General features: G+C 68.6%; 23 protein-coding genes. 10 read left to right on the top strand and 13 right to left on the bottom strand.

Going from position 1 to position 23,728, the window contains the following annotated elements; all coding sequences use genetic code 11:
- Positions 1-226: 226 nt before the first annotated feature.
- From AB0M24_RS29500 to AB0M24_RS29480, 5 genes are all read right to left on the bottom strand, one after another.
- On the bottom strand, positions 227-3,493 hold the full coding sequence (locus AB0M24_RS29500) for a S8 family serine peptidase (protein ID WP_363775084.1): 3,267 nt from the start codon (positions 3,491-3,493) through the stop codon (positions 227-229).
- Positions 3,494-3,740: 247 nt separating this feature from the next.
- Positions 3,741-5,330: a phosphoglycerate dehydrogenase gene (serA, locus tag AB0M24_RS29495; RefSeq protein ID WP_363774935.1), complete on the bottom strand. Its 1,590-nt coding sequence runs from the start codon at positions 5,328-5,330 to the stop codon at positions 3,741-3,743.
- Between the two features lie 190 nt (positions 5,331-5,520).
- Positions 5,521-8,196: a BTAD domain-containing putative transcriptional regulator gene (locus AB0M24_RS29490; RefSeq protein WP_363774932.1), complete on the bottom strand. Its 2,676-nt coding sequence runs from the start codon at positions 8,194-8,196 to the stop codon at positions 5,521-5,523.
- 60 nt (positions 8,197-8,256) lie between these two features.
- On the bottom strand, positions 8,257-8,646 hold the full coding sequence (locus AB0M24_RS29485; RefSeq protein WP_363774929.1) for a hypothetical protein: 390 nt from the start codon (positions 8,644-8,646) through the stop codon (positions 8,257-8,259).
- Positions 8,647-8,978: 332 nt separating this feature from the next.
- On the bottom strand, positions 8,979-9,242 hold the full coding sequence (locus AB0M24_RS29480) for a DUF397 domain-containing protein (protein ID WP_204763750.1): 264 nt from the start codon (positions 9,240-9,242) through the stop codon (positions 8,979-8,981).
- Positions 9,243-9,353: 111 nt separating this feature from the next.
- Here AB0M24_RS29480 and AB0M24_RS29475 point away from each other — a divergent pair, with 111 nt between their 5' ends.
- Positions 9,354-9,500, top strand: coding sequence for a hypothetical protein (locus tag AB0M24_RS29475; protein WP_363774925.1), 147 nt, complete (start codon positions 9,354-9,356; stop codon positions 9,498-9,500).
- 55 nt (positions 9,501-9,555) lie between these two features.
- Here AB0M24_RS29475 and ilvC read toward each other — a convergent pair whose 3' ends face one another.
- The 3 genes from ilvC to AB0M24_RS29460 are packed head-to-tail and all read right to left on the bottom strand — an operon-like array spanning position 9,556 to position 12,929.
- A complete protein-coding gene (gene ilvC, locus AB0M24_RS29470; protein WP_363774922.1) occupies positions 9,556-10,569 on the bottom strand; it encodes a ketol-acid reductoisomerase in 1,014 nt (337 codons plus the stop codon).
- A 21-nt stretch (positions 10,570-10,590) separates the two neighbouring features.
- Entirely contained in the window at positions 10,591-11,097 is a 507-nt protein-coding gene (gene ilvN, locus AB0M24_RS29465) for an acetolactate synthase small subunit (protein ID WP_030467896.1), read from the bottom strand.
- Positions 11,097-12,929, bottom strand: coding sequence for an acetolactate synthase large subunit (locus AB0M24_RS29460; protein WP_363774918.1), 1,833 nt, complete (start codon positions 12,927-12,929; stop codon positions 11,097-11,099). The genes ilvN and AB0M24_RS29460 overlap by 1 nt, the downstream gene beginning before the upstream one ends.
- A gap of 232 nt (positions 12,930-13,161) precedes the next feature.
- Between AB0M24_RS29460 and AB0M24_RS29455 the strand changes: the two genes are divergently transcribed.
- The 3 genes from AB0M24_RS29455 (at position 13,162) to ilvD (ending at position 15,925) form a co-directional block, all read left to right on the top strand.
- Positions 13,162-13,581 carry a PH domain-containing protein gene (locus tag AB0M24_RS29455; RefSeq protein ID WP_363774915.1) on the top strand — a complete coding sequence of 140 codons (420 nt, stop codon included), beginning with the start codon at positions 13,162-13,164 and terminating at the stop codon, positions 13,579-13,581.
- Complete coding sequence (locus AB0M24_RS29450; RefSeq protein ID WP_363774912.1) at positions 13,578-14,003, top strand: vitamin K epoxide reductase family protein; 426 nt, start codon at positions 13,578-13,580, stop codon at positions 14,001-14,003. Before AB0M24_RS29455 ends, AB0M24_RS29450 begins: the two co-directional genes overlap by 4 nt.
- Before the next feature lie 77 nt (positions 14,004-14,080).
- The gene (gene ilvD, locus AB0M24_RS29445; protein ID WP_363774910.1) at positions 14,081-15,925 is read left to right on the top strand and encodes a dihydroxy-acid dehydratase; all 1,845 of its coding nucleotides are present in this window, start codon (positions 14,081-14,083) and stop codon (positions 15,923-15,925) included.
- A 36-nt stretch (positions 15,926-15,961) separates the two neighbouring features.
- Here ilvD and AB0M24_RS29440 read toward each other — a convergent pair whose 3' ends face one another.
- The gene (locus AB0M24_RS29440; RefSeq protein WP_363774907.1) at positions 15,962-16,369 is read right to left on the bottom strand and encodes a helix-turn-helix domain-containing protein; all 408 of its coding nucleotides are present in this window, start codon (positions 16,367-16,369) and stop codon (positions 15,962-15,964) included.
- Positions 16,370-16,454: 85 nt separating this feature from the next.
- Here AB0M24_RS29440 and AB0M24_RS29435 point away from each other — a divergent pair, with 85 nt between their 5' ends.
- Complete coding sequence (locus tag AB0M24_RS29435; RefSeq protein WP_363774904.1) at positions 16,455-17,222, top strand: oxidoreductase; 768 nt, start codon at positions 16,455-16,457, stop codon at positions 17,220-17,222.
- Here AB0M24_RS29435 and AB0M24_RS29430 read toward each other — a convergent pair.
- The 3 genes from AB0M24_RS29430 to AB0M24_RS29420 all read right to left on the bottom strand — a co-directional run bounded on the left by AB0M24_RS29430 (position 17,219) and on the right by AB0M24_RS29420 (position 19,233).
- Positions 17,219-17,461 (bottom strand): hypothetical protein, encoded by a 243-nt coding sequence (locus tag AB0M24_RS29430; RefSeq protein WP_363774901.1) that lies wholly within the window; start codon positions 17,459-17,461, stop codon positions 17,219-17,221. The genes AB0M24_RS29435 and AB0M24_RS29430 overlap by 4 nt on opposite strands.
- 10 nt (positions 17,462-17,471) lie before the next feature.
- Entirely contained in the window at positions 17,472-18,209 is a 738-nt protein-coding gene (locus tag AB0M24_RS29425) for a DoxX family protein (protein ID WP_363774898.1), read from the bottom strand.
- A 79-nt stretch (positions 18,210-18,288) separates the two neighbouring features.
- Positions 18,289-19,233 carry a 2-hydroxyacid dehydrogenase gene (locus tag AB0M24_RS29420; RefSeq protein ID WP_363774896.1) on the bottom strand — a complete coding sequence of 315 codons (945 nt, stop codon included), beginning with the start codon at positions 19,231-19,233 and terminating at the stop codon, positions 18,289-18,291.
- Between AB0M24_RS29420 and AB0M24_RS29415 the strand changes: the two genes are divergently transcribed.
- Together AB0M24_RS29415 and AB0M24_RS29410 are read left to right on the top strand one after the other, a co-directional pair.
- Positions 19,232-20,116, top strand: a complete 885-nt coding sequence (locus tag AB0M24_RS29415) for an alpha/beta hydrolase (RefSeq protein WP_363774893.1) — start codon at positions 19,232-19,234, stop codon at positions 20,114-20,116. The two genes, AB0M24_RS29420 and AB0M24_RS29415, sit on opposite strands and share 2 nt — an antisense overlap.
- Before the next feature lie 25 nt (positions 20,117-20,141).
- The gene (locus tag AB0M24_RS29410; RefSeq protein WP_363774890.1) at positions 20,142-21,299 is read left to right on the top strand and encodes a PQQ-dependent sugar dehydrogenase; all 1,158 of its coding nucleotides are present in this window, start codon (positions 20,142-20,144) and stop codon (positions 21,297-21,299) included.
- On the opposite strand, the gene AB0M24_RS29405 is transcribed toward AB0M24_RS29410, so the two are convergent.
- The gene (locus AB0M24_RS29405) at positions 21,278-22,216 is read right to left on the bottom strand and encodes a LysR family transcriptional regulator (protein WP_363774887.1); all 939 of its coding nucleotides are present in this window, start codon (positions 22,214-22,216) and stop codon (positions 21,278-21,280) included. The genes AB0M24_RS29410 and AB0M24_RS29405 overlap by 22 nt on opposite strands.
- Before the next feature lie 86 nt (positions 22,217-22,302).
- Here AB0M24_RS29405 and AB0M24_RS29400 point away from each other — a divergent pair, with 86 nt between their 5' ends.
- The 3 genes from AB0M24_RS29400 to AB0M24_RS29390 are packed head-to-tail and all read left to right on the top strand — an operon-like array spanning position 22,303 to position 23,615.
- The gene (locus tag AB0M24_RS29400) at positions 22,303-22,932 is read left to right on the top strand and encodes a hypothetical protein (protein WP_363774884.1); all 630 of its coding nucleotides are present in this window, start codon (positions 22,303-22,305) and stop codon (positions 22,930-22,932) included.
- Positions 22,880-23,245 (top strand): SgcJ/EcaC family oxidoreductase, encoded by a 366-nt coding sequence (locus tag AB0M24_RS29395; protein ID WP_363774881.1) that lies wholly within the window; start codon positions 22,880-22,882, stop codon positions 23,243-23,245. The genes AB0M24_RS29400 and AB0M24_RS29395 overlap by 53 nt, the downstream gene beginning before the upstream one ends.
- A gap of 1 nt (position 23,246) precedes the next feature.
- On the top strand, positions 23,247-23,615 hold the full coding sequence (locus tag AB0M24_RS29390) for a VOC family protein (protein WP_363774878.1): 369 nt from the start codon (positions 23,247-23,249) through the stop codon (positions 23,613-23,615).
- Positions 23,616-23,728 lie beyond the last annotated feature (113 nt).

The following is a 23,728-nucleotide window of genomic DNA, read 5'->3' as shown; positions in this document are numbered from 1 at the left end:
ACTTTCCTTCGCGAAAGGCTACCGTCATCGCGGCCGCTCGCCGCATGCCGGACACCCCATCGGGGTGTTATCTCCCGTACTGCGGGACACCCACACGGCCCATTCCCCACTTTCGAGTGTCACTCGACCGCAGTACAGCTGTCGCGTCAAGGGGTGACAGCCCTGCTTACAACACCGGAGGCCCGGTTCCCACGCGGGAACCGGGCCTCCGGGACAAACATCCGATCTAGTACGCGCCGTTGCGACCCGAGGAACGGACCGTGACGACCGACGCGCGGTCACCGTTGGCGTTGTGGTGGTTGAGGACCAGCAGGCCCTCGGACTTGTCGAGCTTCAGAGCCGCCTCGTCCTTGTTCACCACGAGCGCGGTACCCGGCTTGGCGAGGTACGAGAGCGCCGCGTCGCCGCCGCCCTGCGTCCACAGACCCGGCTTGAGCGGGTCGAACGACAGGTTGCGGTCGATCACGTCGATCAGGCCGTTCGCGTTGCCCGGCGCCCGGTAGAAGCCGGTGGTGCCGGCCACGTACGAGATGCGCGCGGTGTCCTTCGTCGCGTCGATGCCCAGTGCCGAGAGCAGCACCGGCAGGACGGCGACGTTGGTGTCGGCGGTGTTGCTGTCGACGTCACCGAACAGGCCGTTGACCGCCTGGATGTCGACCGTCTCGCCCGTCTTGAGGTCCTGCGTCGACGCGACCAGCAGGTCGGTGTCGGTCAGGCGCGTCGCGAAGGTCTCGAAGTCGGCCGTGCCGTCGCCGTTCACGTCGATGTCGATGAACGGAACGGTGTTGGTGCCCAGGCTGTACCAGTTGCCCCACGTCGCGATGCCGAACGCGAGCAGCGCCTCCTCGGGCTTGCCCTGCGCCTTGGCGAGCGGGGCCGTGGAGGCCGCGCCGACGTACCGCAGGTCGCCGCCCTTGGCCGTCTCGTTGAGCGCGCAGTTCTCGGTGACGTTGCGCTTGCAGTCGCGCAGCTTCGGCGACTGGGCCTGCAGCTCGAGAACGCTGACCAGCGAGCGGTACGCCTGCGTGCCGCTGCCCTGGTCGACGCCGCGGCCGGTCAGGTTCAGGATCGCCTGCTTGTCCTTACCGCGGAACTTGAGGCTGTCCGCGGTGTTGATGTCCGCGACCGGCTTCGGCGCCGAGTAGACGGACAGGCGCAGCGGCACCGTGGCGCCGGCGGTCGGCGTGAGGGTCACGCGACCGGAGGCGTCCGCGAGGAACTGCCGCGGCACGTCGAGCTGCGTCGGGACGACGGTCGAGTCGACCGTCTTGCGCAGCGCCTTCGGGTCGTCGATCTTCAGGGTGACCTTGACGCGAGCGATGCCGCGCGGGCCCACCTTCACCTTGTCCTGCGAGAGCACGTAGCTCACACCGGGGATCGACGTGGCGGCCGTGTAGCCGACCTTGTACTCGACGGTCTTCGTCGACTTGTTGACGATCTTGATCGTCTTGGTCTTCGAGACCGGCTTGGAGACCTCGACGACGCCGAAGTTGGCGCTCACGTAACCGGGGTCGTCCTCGACGAACGCGAGAACCTGGTTGTCCAGCGCGGCCTTGCCGTCCACGCGGCCGGTGCCGACGCGGTTGGGGGCGAAGGTCTTGCCGTTCTCCTTCACGTCCGCACCGGACGTGTTCATGATCGCGGCCTTGACCTCTTCGATCGAGTAGTCCGGGTGCGCCTGACGCACCAGGGCCGCGATGCCGGCGACGTGCGGGGACGCCATCGACGTACCCGAGATCACCAGGCGGTCGTTGCCGGAACCGACGGCGGTTGACGAGATCGTGTCACCGGGCGCAGCGACGTCCGGCTTGATCGACTGACCACGCGTGCCACGGCTCGTGAACGAGCTCGGGGTGTCCGAAATGGACTGGTCGTACGTCGGCACCGTGGTGCGCAGCTCGCCAGCGAGGCGGACCGACAACGTGCCCGCGTCCAGCGACGGCCGCAGCGAGGCGGTGGCGTCACCGGTGAACTGGAACACCGGGATGGTCGCGTTGCCCGCGATGCCCGCGTTGAAGTTGTTCAAAGTGGACGAAAGCACCACGCCCTGGGCGCCGGCGGCCTGCGCGTTGTTGGTGCGGCCACCCGAACCACAACGGCGCGTCGCGTCGTTGTCGTCCCACTCCAGCCACACGAACTTGCCGGCGAGGTTCTCCGAGATCGCCTGGCAGCCGTCGAGGTTGCCCGCCTGCGTGAGCTTCACGACCGGCAGGGTCTTGTCGTAGCCCAGGTAGCCGGTGAAGTTCTGGCTGTACTGACCGGGCTTCGCGACACCGTTGGCCACGGCACCGTCGCGCAGCACGAACGAGTCGCGGACAGACGCGACCGTCAGCGCCTCGGGCGTGTTGCCCGGCGAACCGCCGATGTCGTAGAGGTCGCCGCCGTTGCCCGCGGAGAAGACCGGCACGACGCCCGTCTTGTACAGCTTCTTCACGAAGAGGCTGTCGGGGTCGTCCGGTGCGCCGTAGTCGGAGCCGAGCGACAGGTTGACCACGTCGAGGTGGTCGGTGAAGTCGCCGTCGCCGTCGGGGTCGAGCGCCCAGTCGAGCGCCTGCGACGTGACGTTGGTCGAACCCTCGCAGCCGAAGACCTTCAGCGCGTAGATCAGGGCCTTCGGCGCGGTGCCGGGGCCGATCTTCATCGCGTTGAGCTTGTCGCCGTCGAGCTTGGTGTAGTCGCCCTTGAACGTGCTGCCGTCGGCGTTCTCACCGAAACCGGCGGTGGTGCCGGCGACGTGCGAGCCGTGGCCGTTGCAGTCGATGGGGTTCGGGTCGGGCTTCGGCGTGTTGATCGCCGGGTCCTTGCTCTCCCCGTCGTAGTCCTCACCGACGAAGTCGTACCCGCCGACGACCTTCGCGGTCGGGAAGTTCGGGTCCTTGGCGCGCGGGTCGACGGCGCGGAACGCCTCGACCGTGCCGGGGCCGCCGAAGTTCGCGTGCGTGTAGTCGACGCCGGTGTCGATGATGCCGACGCGGACGTCGTCGCCGAGCTTGCCGTACTGCTGCCAGACGTTGAGCGTCCTGGTGAGCTGCACGGCGTTCGAGTTCTCGCGCTTCTTCGGCACGACCGGGTAGACCGCGGTCACGTCCGGGCGGTTCGCCAGCTCGCGGACCTTCGCGGCCTCCGCCGTCACGACCACGCCGGGAACGCCGTTGGCGGTGCGGTAGAGCTCCTTGGTGGCGGTGTCCTTCGCCTTGAGCTCACCGACGACCTGGTCGACCGTGGCCGACGTGTCCTTCTTCGCCTGCTTGGCGGCCTGCTTCGCGGCCTCCTTGCCCTGCGACTGCTTCTCCTCGAAGGCGTCGACGGCAGGCTTGCGGTCGAGCGCGACGAACGCGGTGACCTTGCCGGACTGGTTCAGGCGGGGAGAAACCTTGAGCTGCAACGCTTTCGCGTCCAGCTTCTGTGCACCCTTGACCGGCTGCGCGAGCGGTTCGCTCTGCGCCTGCGCCGTGGCGGGTGCGATCAGCAGTGTGGTGATGGCAGAGAACACCACCAGACTTGATCGTCTCTTCACAACGTTGCCCCAAACGAGGTGTGTGCTTCAGACCCGAATACACAGTGCCGCGCCCTCTACGGCACCGGGTCAACCTCGTGGGGACGCTAATCGCTGACGCGTCCGTGCAACTGCCCCGAAAGTATGAATGTTGTCTACGGAACGTTGCTTGTAACCGGTTTGTTGTGAACGACGATAGACACGGGAAGGGGACTTTGCCGTCCCCCTCCCGGTTTGTCCATGACTATCCGAAGTCGACACTCCGGACCGTGCGAGCACCAACGGCAGCGCCGATCGGGTCGAGCACCGCGGTGTCGACCGGACGGTCCACCCGCAGCACCATGACGGCGTCCGCACCGGTCTGGCTGATCTGCGCGGCCTCGATGTTCACGCCCGCCTCGCCGAGCAGCGTGCCGACCGTGCCCATGACACCCGGACGATCCGGGTACTCCAGCAGCAGCACGGTTCCTTCGGCCCTCAGGTCGAAGTTGCGGCCGTTGATGTTCACCAGCTTCTCGACCTGGGCGATGCCGCTGACCGTGCCGGACACGGTGTTCGTCGTGCCGTCCGCCTGCACGGCCTTGACCGTGACGAGGCTGCGGTGGTTCGGGCTCTCGGTCTCCTTGACCAGGTCCACGCTCACGCCGAGGTCCGCGGCGAGCTGCGGGGCGTTGACGAACGTCACCTGCGACTCGACGACGCTGGAGAAGACTCCGCGCAGCGCCGCGAGCGGGAGAACGGCGACGTCCTCATTGGACAGTTCGCCGCGCACCTCGACCGTGACGCTGGTCGGGGCCTTCGGCGACAGTGCACTGAGGACGGTGCCGAGCTTCTGCACCAGCGGCAGGTACGGGCGAACTTCCTCGCCGACCGCGCCGCCCTGGACGTTGACGGCGTCCGGCACGAAGTCACCGGCGAGCGCGAGGACGACGCTCTTCGCGACGTCCGTGCCCGCGCGGTCCTGCGCCTCGGTCGTGGACGCGCCGAGGTGCGGCGTGACGACGATGCCCGGAACGTTGAACAGCGGGCTCTCGGTGGTCGGCTCGGTCGAGAAGACGTCGACGCCGGCGCCGCCGACCTGGCCTTCCTTCACGGCCTCCGCGAGGGCTTCCTCGTCGATGAGGCCACCGCGAGCGGCGTTGACGATGATGACGCCGCGCTTGGACTTGGCCAGCTGCTCGGCGCCGATCAGGCCCTTGGTCTCCGGGGTCTTCGGCAGGTGGATGCTGATCGCGTCGGCGCGCTCCAGCAGTTCCTCCAGCGACACGAGCTCGATGCCGAGCTGGGCGGCGCGCTGGGCCGACACGTACGGGTCGTACGCGATGAGCTCGACGCCGAACGCGCCGATGCGCTGCGCGAACAGCTGGCCGATCTTGCCCAGGCCGACGACGCCGACGGTCTTGCCGTTGAGCTCGACGCCGTTGAACTTGCTGCGCTTCCACTCGTGGTTCTGCAGCGTCTCGTGGGCGGCCGGGATCTGGCGCGCGACGCTCAGCAGCAGCGCGACGGCGTGCTCGGCGGCGCTGACGATGTTGGACGTCGGCGCGTTGACGACCATCACGCCGTTGGCCGTGGCCGCGGGCACCTCGACGTTGTCCAGGCCGACGCCCGCGCGGGCCACGACCTTCAGCTTGCGCGTGGCGGCGAACACCTCGGCGTTGACCTGCGTGGCGGACCGCACGAGCAGGGCGTCGGCGTCGGCGACGGCCTCGAGGAGGGCCGCGCGGTCGGTGCCGTCTACGTGGCGCACTTCCACGCCATCGCCGAGAGCGTCCAGAACGGACGGTGCGAGCTTCTCGGCGATGAGGACGACAGGTCGGCTCGTGTTGGTCACGGACATCGCTCCCAGAACGGTCGGATCGTGGGGCGCGGGCGTGGTCGAGGCGGCTGGCCCGCGCCGACCGGGCACCGCAATGTGTCCGGACTGTTAACGAGCATAGTCAGGGGCCCTCGCCTCGCCTTCTGGCGGGTGTCTCAGGTCACTGACGGCGTCCTGCGGGCTGGGACGGTGTTTGCGCTGGTTCTCAGCCCAGGGCGGCGAGCTGGGCCCGGACGCGCTCGGACTCCTCGGCCCGGCCCTGCTGCTCGTAGATCTCCAGCGCCTCTTTCCACGCGGCGCGGGCTTCGTCGACCTCGCCGAGTGCGGCGTGGGGCGCGCCGAGTCCCGCCAGTGCTTCGGCGACGCCGTAGTCGTAGGCGAGTTCCCGTTGCAGCGCAAGGGATTCGCGGTAGTGGGCCACGGCCGTCACGTGGTCGCCGGCCAGGTGGGCGATGTAGCCGAGGCTGTCCAGCACACCGGCCTCACCGGACGGGTCGTGGTGCTCGCGGTGGAGGTCGAGGGCGGCCTGGCAGTGCTCCCGCGCCATCTCGTGGTCGCCGAGGCGGGCGGCGGACCAGCCGACGCCGTTGAGAGCCCGCGCCTCCCAGACCGGGTTGCCGATCGCGCGGCAGAGGTCCAGGCAGAGGAAGGAGTGCTCCAGCGCCCTGCGGTCGTCGCCCTGCTGCTCGTAGACCCTGGCCAGGACGGTGTGGGTGTGGGCCTGCGCGGTCTCGTCCCCCGCCTCCACCGCCAGGGCGAGGGCGCGGTGGAGGTGGTCCATCGCCTCGGCGTACGAGGCCAGTTCGGTGTGGGCGATGCCCAGCTGGCGGTGGGCCAGCACGAGCACGTCGAGGTCCGCGACGGTCAGGGCCAGCTGCCAGGAGGCGATCTGGTCGTGGTGGTGGCCGCGGAGCTGGTGGAACGTGGACAGCGACCACGCGAGCTGCCACGCGGCCTTGAGCCAGTCCTGCGCCGACGCGGTGTGCTGGGCGGCCATCACGCAGTGGTGTTCGGCTTGGAACCACTCCAAGGCCGCCGCGGCATCGGCCAGTTCGAGCGGCGCGGAGGTAGGCGGGTCGAGCTCGACGTCCACGCGGTGCAGGTGCACGAGACGGTCGGCGTCGTGGGCGGTGTGCAGGTAGAAGTCGATCACCCGCCGCAACGCCTGCGAGCGCACGTCCGAAGCCAGCGGAAGGTGCGCGGCGTAGGTGCGGATCAGGTCGTGCATGAAGTAGCGGCCGGACGCGTCCTGGCTGATCAGCGACGCCTGCTCCAGGCCGCGCAGCACGGCCCTGACCTGGGGCAGATCGGTGAGCGCGACGGCGGCGGGCAGGCCGATGTCGGGTCCAGGAGCGATCGCCAGCAGCCGGAAGACCAGCGCCTGCGACGAGGTCAGCGCACGGTACGACAACGACAGCACGGCGGGCAGCGACGCGACGGGATCGCCGTCGTCCAGCACGTCGAGCATGCTCTCGCGCAGTTCCGCGGCGACCAGGGCCGGCGACGCGTTCGGGTAGGTGTGGACACGGCCCGCGATGATGCTCAACGCCAGCGGGAACCCGCCGCACAGCCGCACCAGCTCGTCCACCGCCTCCCGCGACGCGTCCACCTGCGCCTCGCCGAGCCGCGCGACGAGCAGCGAGCGGGCCACGGCGTCGGTGAGGACGTCCAGGGCGATGTGCCGGGCGCCGTGCCCCGTGACGAGGCCGGACAGGCGGTTGCGGCTCGTCACCAGCACCGCGCACGTCCCGCCGCCGGGCAGCAGCGGGGTGACCTGGCTGGTGTCGGCGGCGTTGTCGAGCACGAGCAGCATCCGCTTGCCCGCCACGAGACTGCGGAACAACGCCGTCTGCGCGTGCGGGTCGACCGGGATGCGCCCCGGCTCGACCCCCAGCGCGTCCAGGAAGCCGCGCACGGCCGCCGTCGGGTCGAGCAGGTCTCCGTCAGGGCTGAAGCCGCGCAGGTCGACGTACAGCTGCCCGTCGGGGAACCGGTGGGCGTGCTGGTGGGCCCAGTGCAGGGCGAGCCACGTCTTGCCGACACCGCCCGAGCCGGCGATGGCCGTGACCGCCCCTGTCCTGTCCAGCGCTGTCCTGTCCAACTCCTCCAGCTCCGCCAGCCGCCCGACGAACGGCGTGGGCGCCATCGGCAGCTGGCGAGGCACCACCGCGTTCTTCGCAACGGGTTCCGCGGTGAGCAGCTGCTGGTGTAGATCCTTCAGCGCCGCACCGGGTTCGGTGCCCAGCTCCTCGACGAGCCGCGTGCGAACCTGCCGGTAGTGCTCCAACGCGTCGACCGTCCGCCCGGCCTGGTGCAGGGCGAGCATGTACTGGCGCGCGACCCGTTCGTCGAGTGGCTCCTCGGCGCTGCGAGCGGACAGCTCGCTCACCAGCTGACCGCCTTTCCCCAGACCCAGCAAGGCGTCCACGAGCTCGTGCCGGGCGGCCTGCCGTTCCTGCACGAGCCTGTCGCGTTCGGCGTCGGCCCACTCGCCGTCCACCCCGGTGAGCGGCTGTCCGCGCCACAGTTCCAGAGCATCGGTCCACGTCGACACGTCGTCAGCCCGGGACCGCAGCTCGCGGAACTGCTCCAGATCGGTCACCACACCGGTCAGGACGTAACCGCCGGAACGTCGCTCGACACCCGCCTGGCCGCCGAGCGACCGGCGCAACCGCGACACGTAGCTGTGCAGGGTCGCGCGTGACCTCTGCGTCCCCTCCGCGCCCGAGATCCTCGCGACCAGCCGGTCCACCGGCACCGCGCGCCCCGCGTCGACGGCCAGCGCCGCCAGCAGGAGCCGCTGCTTGGGCGTCCCGAGGTCGACCGGCTTCCCGCCGATCTCCGCGGACACCTCGCCCAGCAGCCGTACCAGCACGTTCACGCCCAACCGTCCCCCCGCCGCCTCCGACCATGACACCACAGTCGGAGGCGGCGGTGACGATCAGCCGCAGGGCACGGTGATGCTGCCCGAGGTCTTCACCCAGGCGTGGGTGCCGATGCCGCTCTTGATGAGCGCGCGGTACTTCTTCGACTTGGTGCCGTTGCAGGTGTACGTGGTGATGGCGCCGACGTTGGTCTTCCACACCCCGGACCGCACAACGTGGTCCTTCCAGCTCAGCGTCGTCTTCTCCTGGACCATGATCGTGAAGCTCGTCGTGGCCTGGTCGCAGTTGAAGAACCCGCCGACCGCGTCGACGAAGTTGCCCCGCTTCTGGACGTTGATGCGGACGTGCTTGTCCGGGTCGCACGTGGCCGCCGACGCCGTTCCCGGCAGGATCAGCGTGGTGGCGGCGATCGCGACAGCCGCGGCCGTCCCCAGAATCCTCTTCAAGATCGTCTCCCTCTTCGGTGGTGGCACCACCTTGGGGGAAGGGCCGTACAGGTTTCTTGCGAGCTTTCTGCATTGCGCAGGTCAGGTGGGGTGCACGTCCGAAAACCGGCTGACTGCCGTCGGGGTGCCTTGCTAGCTTCCGGACATGACGTGCCTGACAGAACTCAGGTGGCAGCCCACCGCGCAGGAACTGCGTGCTTCGAACCTCGTCTCGGCGACCACGCTGATCGAGGCCACCGGTGCGCGCCGGCGTGCGGATCGCTTGCGGGAAAAGGACGTTCGGTGTGAGCGCGGCCCGCGGTCACGGGACAGGTTCGCGGGCCTGGGACTGCTCACCAGGGCTCGTCGAACTCCCCGTCTTTGGCGCCCGCTACGAAAGCGTCCCACTCGGCCATCGTGAAGACGAGAACCGGCTCCAGCTGCTTGGAGTTGCGCATGGCGACGTAGGTAGCGCCGTCGGTGTGCGGGACGAAGGCGATCTCGACGTGGCCGTCCTCGGGTTCCGGCTCCGGCGGGCGCTTCCACTCGGCGTCGCGGAGGTCGAGGTTGCCGCGCACGTGGGCCTTGTCGTCGTAGATCGGCGCACTTTCGGTCATGCGCAGAAGCTATCGGATGCCGATGTGAGCGCTGGCCGAGTGGACCCAAAAGGCTTAGCATCGTCGATCGCCGAAATTGGTGCGGGCCAACGGGAATGTCGAGGTGTCCTCATGAAAAGACTGATGGCCGTCGTCGCGATCACGGCCGGACTGCTCGGGTTCGGGGCCGTCGCCGCCAACGCGGCCGAGATCCGCGTCGGTGTCGGACAGCGGTACTCCGTCATCGTGGTCGTCGACCTGCCGGGCCTGCCCGGATAGCGGAAAGGCCCGCGGAGCGTCACACACGCTCCACGGGCCTCCCTTGAGGAAAGACTCAGGCGGTCTCGGTGATCGGCCGGTCCACCCACGACATCATGTCGCGGAGCTTCTTGCCGGTCGCCTCGATCGGGTGGTTCTCACCCTCCTGCTGCAGCTTCTTGTAGTTGGCGCGGCCGTTGTCGTCCTCCGCCACCCACTCGTTCGCGAAGGTGCCGTCCTGGATCTCGCCCAGGATCTTCTTCATCTCCTCCTTGACCGAGGCGGTGATGACGCGCGGGCCGCGGGTCAGGTCGCCGTACTCAGCGGTGTCGGAGATGGAGTAGCGCATGCGGGCGATGCCGCCCTCGTACATGAGGTCGACGATCAGCTTGAGCTCGTGCAGGCACTCGAAGTACGCGACCTCGGGGGCGTAGCCCGCCTCGGTCAGCACCTCGAAACCGGCCTGGACGAGAGCCGACGCGCCACCGCACAGCACGGCCTGCTCGCCGAAGAGGTCCGTCTCGGTCTCTTCCTTGAACGTCGTCTTGATGACGCCGGCGCGCGTGCCGCCGATGCCCTTGGCGTACGACAGGGCGAGAGCCTGCGCGTTGCCGGAAGCGTCCTGCTCGACCGCGATCAGAGCGGGGACACCCTTGCCGTCGACGAACTGGCGGCGGACCAGGTGGCCGGGGCCCTTCGGCGCGACCATGGCAACGTCCACACCGGACGGTGCGGTGATGAGGCCGTAGCGGATGTTGAAGCCGTGGCCGAAGAAGATCGCGTCACCCTCGTTGAGGTTCGCGGCGATCTCGTTCGCGTAGATGTGGCGCTGGGCGGTGTCCGGCGCCAGGATCATGATCACGTCGGCCCACGCGGAGACCTCAGCCGGCGTACCGACCTCCAGGCCCTCTTCCTCGGCCTTGGCGCGGGACTTGGAGCCCTCCTGCAGGCCGATGCGGACCTCGACGCCCGAGTCGCGCAGGGACAGCGCGTGGGCGTGGCCCTGGCTGCCGTAGCCGATCACGGCCACCTTGCGGCCCTGGATGATGCTCAGGTCGGCATCGTCGTCGTAGAAGATCTCGACGCTCACGGTATTTCCTCTCAGAGTTACTTATCGCACCGCGGTGGCGGTGATGGAACGAGCGCCACGGCCGATGGCGACCATGCCGGACTGGACGATCTCGCGAAGCCCGTAGGGCTCCAGCATGCGCAGCAAGGCGTCGAGCTTCTCAGAAGTGCCCGTGGCCTCGATCGTGACCGCCTCGGGCGAGACGTCGACGACCTTCGCGCGGAAGAGCTGGACGGTTTCGAGGACCTGCGACCGCACCGTCGCATCCGCCCGAACCTTAATCAACACCAGTTGCCGCTGAACGGAAGCGGTGGGCTCCAGCTCGACGATCTTGATGACGTTGATGAGCTTGTTGAGCTGCTTGGTCACCTGCTCCAGCGGCAGCTCGTCGACCGACACCACGATCGTCATGCGGGAGATGTCGGGGTACTCCGTGCGGCCGACCGCCAGCGACTCGATGTTGAAGCCGCGGCGGGAGAACAGGCCGGCGACGCGCGCGAGCACACCGGGCTTGTCCTCGACCAAAACGCTCAGCGTGTGCCTGGTCATCAGATGTCCTCGTCGAACAGGGGGCGGATGCCGCGGGCGGCCATGATCTCGGAGTTGCCGGTGCCGGCCGCGACCATGGGCCAGACCTGCGCGTCCTTGCCGACGACGAAGTCGATCACGACGGGGCGGTCGTTGATCTCCAGCGCCTTCGCGATCACGTCGTCGACCTCCTCACGCGACTCCGCGCGCAGACCCGCGCAGCCGAGGGCTTCCGCCAGGAGCTTGAAGTCTGGGATGCGGTGCTTGTGCGTCCCCAGATCCGTGTTGGAGTACCGCTCGCCGTAGAACAGCGTCTGCCACTGGCGGACCATGCCCAGGTTGCCGTTGTTGATCACGGCGATCTTCACCGGCAGGCCCTCGATGGCGCAGGTGGCGAGCTCCTGGTTGGTCATCTGGAAGCAGCCGTCGCCGTCGATGGCCCACACCGTGCGGCCCGGCTCACCGGCCTTGATGCCCATCGCGGCGGGAACGGCGAAGCCCATCGTGCCGAGGCCGCCGGAGTTGATCCACGTGCGCGGATGCTCGTACTTCACGAACTGCGCGGCCCACATCTGGTGCTGGCCGACGCCCGCGGTGTAGATGGTGTCCGCCGGGGACAGCTGGCCGATCCGCTCGATGACGTACTGCGGCGACAACGTGCCGTCGTCCGGCCAGTCGTAGCCCAGCGGGAACGTCTCGCGCAGGGACTTCAGCGTGTCCCACCACGGCGTGATGTCGACCGGCTTGGCCGTCTCGCGCTCGGTGCGGACCGCGTCGATCAGCTCGGTGATGATCTCCTTGCAGTCGCCCACGATCGGGACGTCCGCGCGGCGGTTCTTGGAGATCTCGGCCGGGTCGATGTCGGCGTGGATGATCTGCGCGTCCGGCGCGAACGACGACAGCTGGCCGGTGACGCGGTCGTCGAACCGGGCGCCCAGGGCGATCAGCAGGTCCGACTTCTGCATCGCCGCGACGGCCGCGACGGTGCCGTGCATGCCGGGCATGCCCAGGTGCTGCTCGTGCGAGTCGGGGAACGCGCCGCGCGCCATCAGCGTCGTGACGACCGGGATGTTCGTCTCCTCGGCCAGGCGCAGCAGTTCGGCGTGGGCGTCCGCCTTGATCACGCCGCCGCCCACGTACAGGACCGGCTTGCGGGCGTTGACGATCAGCTTGGCGGCTTCGCGGACCTGCTTGCCGTGCGGCCGGGTCGTCGGCCGGTAACCGGGCAGGCGCAGCTCGGGCGGCCACGAGAAGCTGGTCTGCTCCTGCAGCACGTCCTTGGGGATGTCGACGAGAACCGGGCCGGGTCGGCCGGTCGCCGCGATGTGGAACGCCTCCGCGATCGCCCGCGGGATCTCCGCGGCGTCGGTCACGAGGACGTTGTGCTTGGTGATCGGCATCGTGATGCCGCAGATGTCCGCCTCCTGGAAGGCGTCCGTGCCGATCAGCGGCCGCGACTGCTGGCCGGTGATCGCGACGACGGGCACGGAGTCCATGTTCGCGTCGGCGAGCGGGGTGACGAGGTTCGTCGCACCCGGTCCCGAGGTGGCCATGCAGACCCCGACCTTGCCGGTGGCCTGCGCGTATCCGGTCGCCGCGTGCCCTGCGCCCTGCTCGTGGCGGACGAGGATGTGCCGGACCTTCGTGGAGTCCAGCAGCGGGTCGTACGCGGGAAGGATCGTCCCGCCGGGAATGCCGAACACCACTTCACACCCGACGGCCTCAAGCGAGCGGACGAGGGACTGGGCCCCGGTCACTCGAATCGGCGCGCCGGTGGGCGGAGCCGGTTTGGGGCGCGGACCTGGACGTGGCGACGAGGGCTCGGAAGCCTGTCGCGATGGTGCGCTGGTCATTGGTTTGCCTCGTGGGTATCGGGGTCCGGACACGAAAAAACCCTCGACAACCCGGAGATGGGTCGTGCGAGGGTCGCGCGTCGACGCAGGCTGTTCGGCTCAGGCGTCGACGCGCCTGAGAAGTACGAGAACGAGCGTGCGCTGCATGGAGCGGACGTTATCGCCTCGCGCAAGAGTGCGTCAACTCTGCGAGATGGAATTCCCGGATCGTGGACGTGGAACAATCCTTCGAGTGAAGAAGCTGGTCTTTCGCATCCCGGCAACCGCCCTGCTCGCAGCGGGTCTGATCGCCATCTGCGTGACTCCTGTGGCGTGGGCCATCCCCGGGCTGCAGGCGCTCTACGTGATCCCCGCCGGCTATGCGTGGTGGGTCGTCCGCAACCGCACCACCGTTACCGAGTCCGAGCTCGTCGCTCGCGGCGTCTTCGGCTCGACCACGGTGAAGTGGGAGGACGTGAAGTCCATCCGGCTGGTCCAGAAGGGCTGGCTGAAGGCGGTGAAGCAGGACGACACCGAGGTGACGCTGCCCGCGGTGCGGTTCATGCACCTGCCGGCGTTGTCCGTGGTCAGCGGTGGCCGTGTGCCCGACCCGACCGTGCCGGACGAGGTTGCCGAGGAAGTCGAGGAAGAGTCCGTAGAGTCGGAGAAGTGATCCAACGAGTTCCGCTGCTGAGCCTGCTGCTGTCCATCGCAGGCCTGCTGACCTCGGCTTATCTGACGTACACGCACTTCAACGCCTCCGCGCTGCTGTGCTCGGCCGACGCGGTCATCGACTGCGAGACCGTGACCACGAGCGAGCAGTCGGCGTTGTTCGGCATCCCCGTCGCGTTCCTCGGACTGGCGTTCTTCGCCTTCCTGACAGTGATCTGCCTCCCGTTCGCGTGGAAGATCGAGGCGCTGCGGTGGGTGCGGCTGGGAGCCGTCGGCGTCGGCGTGCTGATGGTGGTTTACCTGGTCGCGGCCGAGTTCCTGATCATCGGCAAGATCTGCCTCTGGTGCACGGTTGTGCACGTCATCACGCTCGCGCTGGCCTGTCTGCTGGTCTCGGCCAGTCTGCGTACAAGTAATGTTTGAGGCACCGCTCCCAGACTTGGCGACGCCTCACCCGGCCGTCCCGCGCGCATTTTTCTAGAACTGAATCTGGAGGAGCAGTGCCTCAGCTCCGCTCTCGCACCACCACGCACGGCCGCAACGCTGCCGGAGCCCGCGCTCTCTGGCGCGCGACCGGCATGACGGACAGCGACTTCGGCAAGCCGATCATCGCGATCGCCAACTCCTACACGCAGTTCGTGCCGGGTCACGTGCACCTGCGCGATCTCGGCGACATCGTGGCCGAAGCCGTGCGCGAGGCGGGTGGCGTGCCGCGCGAGTTCCACACCATCGCGGTCGACGACGGCATCGCCATGGGCCACAGCGGGATGCTCTACTCGCTGCCTTCGCGCGAGATCATCGCCGACTCGGTCGAGTACATGGTCAACGCGCACCAGGCCGACGCGATCGTCTGCATCTCGAACTGCGACAAGATCACCCCCGGCATGCTGAACGCCGCGATGCGCCTCAACATCCCGGTCGTGTTCGTGTCCGGCGGCCCGATGGAGGCCGGCAAGGCCGTCGTCGTCGAGGGTGTCGCCGTCGCGCCGACGGACCTGATCACCGCGATCTCCGCCTCCGCTTCCCCGGCTGTCGACGATGCCGGTTTGTCGGAGGTCGAGCGCTCCGCGTGCCCGACCTGCGGTTCCTGCTCCGGCATGTTCACCGCGAACTCGATGAACTGCCTCACGGAAGCGCTGGGCCTGTCGTTGCCGGGCAACGGTTCGACGCTGGCCACGCACGTCGCGCGCCGCGAGCTGTTCTCCGAGGCCGGTCGCGTGGTCGTGGAGCTTTGTCGTCGTTGGTACGGCGAGGACGACGAGTCGGCGTTGCCGCGCTCGATCGCGAACCGCAAGGCGTTCGAGAACGCGATGGCGCTCGACATGGCCATGGGCGGCTCGACGAACACCGTGCTGCACATCCTCGCCGCCGCGCAGGAGGGCGAGATCGACTTCACGCTGCAGGACATCGACGACCTGTCCCGCCGCGTGCCGTGCCTGTCCAAGGTGTCGCCGAACTCCGACTACCACATGGAGGACGTGCACAGGGCCGGCGGAATCCCGGCTCTGCTGGGCGAGCTCTACCGCGCAGGGCTGCTGAACGACGACGTGACGTCGGTGCACACGCCGGACCTCGCATCGTGGCTGGCGAAGTGGGACATCCGCGCTTCCGAGCCGTCCGCCGAAGCCTTGGAGCTGTTCCACGCGGCTCCCGGTGGTGTCCGGACCACGCAGGCGTTCTCGACGTCGAACCGCTGGTCCTCTTTGGACACCGACGCCGCGGGTGGCTGCATCCGCGACTTCGACCACGCCTACACCCGTGAGGGCGGCCTGAACGTGCTGCGCGGCAACCTGGCCGAGCGCGGCGCGATCATCAAGTCCGCGGGCATCGACGAGGAGCTGTGGCACTTCGAGGGCCCGGCGCGCGTCGTCGAGTCCCAGGAGCAGGCCGTCTCGGCGATCCTGAACAAGGAGATCCAGGCGGGCGAGGTCCTGGTCGTGCGCTACGAGGGCCCGTCCGGCGGCCCTGGCATGCAGGAGATGCTGCACCCGACGGCGTTCCTCAAGGGCTCCGGCCTCGGCAAGAAGTGCGCGCTGATCACGGACGGCCGCTTCTCCGGCGGCTCGTCGGGCCTGTCGATCGGCCACATCTCGCCCGAGGCGGCCGGTGGCGGCACGATCGGCCTGGTCGAGAACGGTGACCGGATCCTGATCGACGTGCACGAGCGCCGGTTGGAACTGCTGGTGGACGACGAGGTGCTGGCCGAGCGCCGCGCCAAGATGGAGGCGTCCGAGCGGCCGTGGCAGCCGGTGGACCGGATCCGTCCGGTCACGGGTGCTCTGCGGGCGTACGCGCGCATGGCGACCGACGCGTCGACGGGTGCGGTGCGCGACCCGAGCAAGTAACCGCTCTGCCTGATGCTGCCCTGACCGGGTAACCGGTCAGGGCAGCTCTGTTTCGGCGTCGTACTTCTCGGCGTTCGCGAGGACCTCGCTCATGTTGTTCTGCGCCCACCCCCGCAGGCCGCGCGTCAACTGGTGCAGTGACTCGCCGAGCCCGGTCAGCTCGTACGACACCGTGACGGGAACCGTCGGCGTCACCGTGCGGGTCAGCAGGCCGTCGCGTTCCAACGACCGCAACGTCTGGGTGAGCATCTTCTGGCTCACCCCCGCCAGCCGCCGGGAGATCTCCGAGTACCGCAGCGGGCCGTCGCCGAGCGCGCACAGGACCAAGACGACCCACTTGTCCGAGATCCGGTCCAGCAGCTGCCGGCTGGGGCATCCCGCCAGGAACGCGTTGTACTCGACCTTGGCCTGAGCCCGCTTCTGGGCCGCGTTCTTCGTCGCCACTGACCTCGCCTCTCACCCGTGGGCGGGTTACACACTTCCAGGTGCCTACTTCCCGACAGGAAGTTCCTCTCCAAGGCTAGTGGGCATGAACACTCTTCCCGGTGGCACCTGGAACCTGGGCGACCTGACCGTCACCCGGTTCGGCTACGGCGCCATGCAACTGGCCGGCCCGTGGGTGATGGGACCGCCCGCCGATCGCGACGGCGCCCTTGCCGTTCTGCGTGAAGTCGTCGACCTCGGCATCACCCACATCGACACGAGCGACGCCTACGGGCCGCACGTCACCAACGAACTGATCCGCGAGGCATTGCACCCGTATCCGGAGTCGCTGGTCATCGCGACCAAGGTGGGCGCGACCCGTGACGACCAGGGCGGCTGGCCGGTGGCGCGGCGGCCCGAGGACCTGCGTGCCCAGGTCCACGACAACCTGAAGTCTCTCGGGCTCGACGTGCTGGACCTGGTCAACCTGCGGCTCGGGAACGCGGAAGGCCCGCAGCCCGGTTCGGTCGCGGAAGCGTTCGAGACCCTCGTCGAACTCCAGCAGGACGGCCTGATCCGCCACCTCGGCGTCAGCAACGCGCTTGAGGAGCAGGTCGTCGAGGCGCAGAGCATCGCGCCGATCGTGTGCGTGCAGAACATGTACAACATCGCGCACCGCGACGATGACGAGCTCATCGACCGGCTCGCGGCCGAAGGCATCGCGTACGTGCCGTTCTTCCCGCTCGGGGGCTTCACGCCACTTCAGTCGCCGAGGTCCGCCGCGCTGGCCTGGTTGCTGGAGCGGTCACCGAACATCCTGCTCATTCCGGGCACGTCGTCGGTGGCGCACCTGCGCGAGAACATCGGCCTCTAGAAGGCGAACGCGAGCGCCAGACAAACCCCGAACACGAGCCAGCCCGTCAGCGGACCGCTGACGGGCTGGTTCGTTCTTTTGACCATGACGCCGCTGACGATGAGGCCCGCGAGCAGGCCGAGCGGCGGTAGCAGGGACTTCGCGGTGAGACCGAACGGAACCGCCACCAGGTAGACGACCGGAATCCCGATCACCAGCAGGGACAGCTGGAGCAGCGCTCCCGTCACGTTCTTCCGCACAACAGGGTTCTTACCGGAACACGAAGAACGTCACCGCCGCACCGCCCGCTCCGAGCAGGAGTGCGATGAACCCGGCCGCCACGGGGTGGCGGAACCAGCTGCGGTTGTAGTCCAGCGCGGCCCGGCCCGGTCCGGCGAACAGCGCCGCGAACGCCATGCCCGCGAGCGCCAGCTCCAGCTCCACTCCGTTGGGGCCGAAGAAGCCGCCCTTGTACTTCAGGGCGATGACGTTCGCCATGACGGCCAGCAGACCGGCCGCCGCGAGGGGCGTGAACAGACCCAGCACGATCAGGCTGCCGCCCGCGAGCTCCGTGACGCCGGTGACCCAGGCGAGGACGACCGACTCGCGGTAGCCCATCGACTCCAGCGACTTCGCGAAGCCGTTGATGCCGGGACCGCCGAAGAGACCGAAGACCTTCTGCAGGCCGTGCAGCACGAAGATGCCGCCCAGCACCGCGCGAAGCCCGAGCAGACCGAGGTCGGGGCCCGCGGTCCAGCCGAACTTCTTGCGGCCGTCCTCGAACGGGTCGTCGTCCGCGAACGCCGGGTTGTCCACAGTGGACTTGTCCAGCGGGGTGTAGCCCGTGGTGTCGAACGCCTTCGTCGTCGAGTCGTACGGCGAAGCAGCGCTCCCGTCGACTCTGGTCGTGCTGTCGTCGAAGTGGTGCACTCCCCCTCCGCTGCTCGAATAGAACGAGTCGTCGGAGAAAGCGCTCGATGTCTTCGAGCCTTTGTCGTGAGTAGCCACGCCCGCACGCTAGGAGAGCCGGTACGGGCGCGCGAGACCCGAACGGCAGCTTAGGTTCACCCAGATGGACTAGGGGCTCCTAGTAAGCACCGTTCACAAGATTGCGCGGACGTTCCCCCGCAACGTAGCGAGCGACCTCCGAGGCGACGACCGCATATGCGCGATGTGCATGCCCCGTGCAGGATCCGGCCACGTGCGGCGTGAGCAGCAGGCCCGGCGCGGTCCACAGTGGATGATCTTCCGGCAGTGGTTCCGGATCGGTCACGTCGAGAGCCGCGCGCAGTCGCCCGGAATTCAGTTCCGCCAGCAATGCATCCGTGTCGACGACAGGGCCCCGAGCCCCGTTGACCAGGATCGCGTTGTCCTTCATCGCGGCCAGGAACTTGGCGTCGACCAGGTGCCTGGTCTCCTCGGTCATCGGCGTGAAGATCACCACAGCGTCGAAGTCCGGCAGCAGGGTCGGCAGTTCGTCGACCCCGTGCACACCGTCGCGAGCGGTGCGGCCGACGAGCACCGACGAGGCGTTGAACGGGTCGAGCCTGCGCTGCAGCTGCTCGCCGAGATCGCCGGCACCGACGATCAGAACCTTCTTGTCCTGCAAGGTGTCCGTCAGGTGGTAGTCCCAGCGGCCCTCGACGCGGGCGCGTTCGAAAACGAGGAACTCTCGGTAAATGGCAAGGAGAGCACCGATCGCCCACTCCGCGGTGCTGCCCCCGTGGGCACCCCGGCACGTGGAGAGCATCACACCGTCCGGGACGCGATCGACGAAGTTCTCCGCCCCCGCTGAAAGCAGCTGCACGAGTTTGAGGTTCGGCAACTGCGCGAACACGTCGCGCGGGTCGGTGCCGGCGAGGAACTTGGGCACCAGGACCTCGGCGTCAAGGCCGTCCGCGGGCAACGGCTGCCCCGGCGTGTAGCGAACCGGCCGGACACCGTCCACCTGAGACAGCGCCTGAACTCCGAAATCATCTGGCACGAGCACGGTGAGCGTCACGCCGCCAACGTACGTCAGAATGACGACCATGCGGGAGCACGACATCATCGCGTGGGACGGCACGAAGATCCGAACCTGGCGGGCGCCGGGTGACGGCACACCCGTGTTGATGTGTCCTGGCGTGGGCTCGGGACCGGAGTCGTGGCCGTCGCTCGCCGAGCGAGGCGGCCTGCTCAGCTGGTACATGCGCGGCACGATGGGCTCGGACCGGCCGGTCGACGAGCGCAACATCTCGTTGGACGACCACGTGGCGGACGCGATCGCCGTGCTGGACGACGCGGGCATCGAGCGGTGCGTCGTCATGGGCTGGTCGATGGGCGTCACGATCGCGGCCGAGCTGGCGTTGCGTCACCCCGAACGCGTGGCGGGGCTGCTGCTCGTCGCGGGCGCGCCGGGTGACTCGTTCGACGCGATGCTGCCGCTGGTGCCGAAGAACATCCGCAGGTTCGTCGGGCTGACCGGGACGAAACTGCTGCAGCAGGCCGGTCCGGTGCTGGACGAGGTGCTGCACCGCGTCCCGGTGACCGACGCGACGACGTTCCTGTTGCGGCACACCGGCGTGATCAAGCCGAGCAGCGACCCGAAGGCCGTGACGCACGCGGTCGGCCGGTTCCTGCAGCACGACTGGCGCTGGTACTTCACGCTCGCACTCGCACTGGGCGAGACGCCGCGCCAGGACCTCAGCCCGATCGTGTGCCCCGTCACACTCCTGGCCGGGCGCGACGACATGTTGGCCACGACGGAGAGCATGTCCGGTCCTGTCGGCGCGTTGCCCCAGGCACGGCTGAGGGTGTTGCCGTGCAGCCACTACCTGCCGCTGGAGGCACCGGAGGTGGTCTCCGCCGAGCTCGACCTGTTGCTGGACAGGGTGCGTTCGGTCGACTTCGCCACCTCCGAGTTGACCAGAAGTTGACGGACGCGCACCTAGCCTGGCTGTCGTGCGTTCCGTCGTGTTGTTGGCTGCCGCCTGCCTGCTGGCAGGGGGCTGCGCGAGCTTTCCTGACGAGCCGGCACCGACGAGCTGGAGCGCGCAACCACAGCTGACCCCGCAGGCAGGCCCGAAGCCCGAGTTGCCGGGCGAGTTCCGGCCGACGCCGGGCGAGCAGGGTCGCGGGCAGACGCCGCAGAGCGTGCCGCCGCCGCAGGGCTGCAAGGACTTCAACCCCGCGGTGATCGCGACGTGCCTCAGCACCGTCACGGGGGTCGCGCCGATCGGTGCGGACGCCCAGGGCGGGGTGGCGGCGTACGCGACGGAACGCGGTGGCCGGCTGGTCAAGGTCACCAAGGACGTCGACCCCGTCGTGATCGCGCAGATCGAGGTGGACACGTCGTCGGACGGCGGCCTGACCGGGCTCGCGCTGTCCGCGACGTTCGCAGAGGACCAGCTCGCGTACGTGTTCGTGACGACGGCGACGGACAACCGCGTGCTGCGGGTCGCGCCCGGTGACACGCCCAAGCCGATCCTCACCGGCATCCCCAAGGGACCGTCGGGCAACCGCGGTGTGCTGGCGAGCGACCGCAGGGGCGGAATCCTCGTCGCCACCGGTGACGCGGGAAACCCGGCGCTGGCCGCCGACCCGAACTCGCTCGCGGGCAAGGTGCTGCGCATCGACGGCTCCGGCAAGCCCGCGCAGGGCAACCCGACGGCCGGCAGCGCGGTGATCATGTCCGGGCTGCGGCAGCCGGGCGGGCTGTGCGTGTCGGCGGACGCCCAGAAGACCTGGGTCACGGACTGGTCCGCGACGCAGGACGCCGTCTACCGCGTCGCGCCGGGCAAGGTCGGCGACCCCGCGTGGACGTGGCCGGACCGGCCGGGTGTGATGGGCTGCGCGTCGCTGTCGGACCTGCTGTGGGTGGCCACGGCGAAGACCCCCGGCCTGCAGAACCTGCCGATGAACTCCGCCGGTTCGGTCATGGGCAAGCCGACGCTCACGATGGAGGACGGCACCGGCTACGGGCGGATGGGGCCGATCGAGCAGCTCAACGACTCGTCCGCGCTCATCGGCACCATCAACAAGGCCGGCGGGCAGCCCGTGTCGTCGGACGACAGGGTCGCGTTGCTCGTGCGCTCGGGTCAGACCGGCGGCAAGGACTGAGCGCGCCACCAACGCGCGTAGACGTTGCTCTCCTCGACCAGCTTGAGGTAGCCGGCGGCGACCTGTTCGCAGAGATCGTCGACGTCCGCGGCGACGGGTGCATCGAGGCGCCAGGCCAGCACGACCTCGCGGACCAGCGGGTTTCCCACCACCGGTAGCCGCGCGACGCCGGGCGGGGTGCCGCCGACCGGGTAGAGCGGGCACACCGCGCCGGACTCCCTGATCAACGTCAGCGCGACGTGCGCCTCGCTGCTGAAGTGCGCGATCCGCTGCTCGAACCCGGCCTTGGTGCACTCACGGGCGAAGTGGGCGTTCATGCCGCTGTCGTCCGGCTCCGGCATGACCCACTTGTCCTCGGCGAGCGCTTCGAGCGGGATCTCCTCGCGGTCCGCGTACGGGTGGTGTTCGGGCACGCCGACGAACAACGGCTCGCGGGTGAGCAGGCGATGGCCCACGTTCGGCGGAAGGGTGAGCGGAGTACCGGGAAATCGACGTAATACGGCGAGGTCGAGTTCTCCCGTCGTGAGCAACGCGGTGAGCGTCCCGGTCTCCTTGATGGTGCGACTGGTGACGTTGTCCTTGAGCGCGCCGACCAATAGTCCGAAGTGATGAGCGGGGATTCCGGCGAGCCTGGTAGGAGCGTTGGGACTGTCCGCGTTACGGCGCGTTACGCGTTCCAGCGTGACCAACTGGGTGAGCATCGAGCGCGCCTCCTGGACGAAATCCGCGCCCGTCGGAGTGAGCTTCACACCATCCGCCGCGCGGACGAACAACACACCGCCCAGATGGTCCTCGATGCGTTTGAGCTGCGTCGTCACCGCCGGCTGGGTGAGGTGCAGCCGAGCGGCGGCCTTGCGCAGGCTGCCGCAGTCGGCGATCGCCACGACCAGTTCGAGGTGCCGCACTTCCAGACGCATGCGACTCATGTTATCGCTCAATGTAATAGGTTGAATACCCTCTGGAATCTCGCGTGAGACGCATCGGTCTCGATACGTTCGTGCACGTGATGGAATTGGCCGAGCGCGCGACGCACACCACCGCGGTGCTGTTTTCGGATCGCGCGGTGAAAACGTTTCTGGAGGCCGCGTCCGCCGAATACTCGTTCATCACCGAGGACGAACCGAGACCGTGTTTCGCGGTGCTGCTCGGCCACACCTCGGGCTCGGAGGCCGTGGTCTCCGAGGTCGCGTTCGGCCGCAACGCCCGCCTGACCGACCCGTCCGCGCGGGAGGAGTTCGCGTCGACGATCGTGCCGCGGTTCGGCACGGCGTACGAGAACCCGGTGCGGGCGTGGTGGCTCGACCCGGCCGACCTGCTGTCGATCACACGCGCGGCGGACGCGCGGGACCTGGACGTGCTCGGGTCGATCCACCTGCACCCGGACTGGCACCGGCTCGGACCTGAGTGCGAGCGCAACCGGCCGTTGAGCGACAGCCCCACGCCGATGGACGAGCACATGTTCCGCAGCAGCGGATGGCCCGTGAACGTCGTCTGCTACCTCGAACGCCGCCACGGCGGCCTCTACTACTCGCTTGCCGCGTGGGACGCGTCGTGCCTGCGCCTGCCCCTGAGGACTTCACATGACCGAACAGATCTATTCGCTGTGGCAACGCATGGAGCAGGGCTGGGCTGACGGCGACGGCGAGGCGTTCGCCTCGGTCTTCGCCGAGGACGTCGACTTCGTGACCGTGCGCGGCGAGGAGCTGTTCGGACGCCGGGCCGTGGCGCTGGGCCACGGTCAGCTGTTCGCCGGGCCGTACCGCGACACGAAACTGACCGCGGAGATCAGCCTGATCAGGCCGCTCGCCGACGGGATCTCGCTCGTGCACGTCACGTCGTCCATCGCCCCGGCGGGCCTCACCACCCACGCGCAGGCCGTCGTCGTGCGGCGCGCTAGCGGGTGGGAGATCGCCGCGTTCCACAACATGATTCCGAAGGGGAAGTAGCGTGAGCAGGCCACGGTTGCGGCACATCGCGTTCGTCGTGCAGGACGCGAAGGAGATGGCCGACTTCTACACCTCGAGGTTCGGGATGTCGTTGTTCCACACGGATCCCGACGGCAGCCACTTCGTCACCGACGGGTACATCAACTTGGCGCTGATCCAGCAGCGGCTCGACGGTGACGTGGCGGCCGGGTTCAACCACTTCGGGTTCCAGGTGGAGTCGGTGGAGCCGTTCCTGGAGACGTTGGAGCCTCGGCCGGTTCTGAGGGGCGGCGATCGGCCGTTCGCGGAGTACCGGGCGATCGATCCCGAGGGGAACTGGTTCGACTTGTCGGCTCACGGGTTCTTGCCGCCAGGGGCTGGGGAGAGCTGAGGGGACGGCGCCAGCCAGGCCCGGGAATGGGGTTTCTTCCGCCTCGGGCCAGGGAAAGCCGAGCCGGGTTTTCCGCCTCGGACCGGAGAAGACCGAACGAGGTTTCCTTCGCC

Origin of the sequence: Lentzea sp. NPDC051838 (assembly GCF_040681245.1) — a bacterium.
Lineage (GTDB): Bacteria > Actinomycetota > Actinomycetes > Mycobacteriales > Pseudonocardiaceae > Lentzea.
The sequence above is the reverse complement of the archived record's forward strand: the minus strand, read 5'-3'. Positions and strand labels throughout refer to the sequence as shown.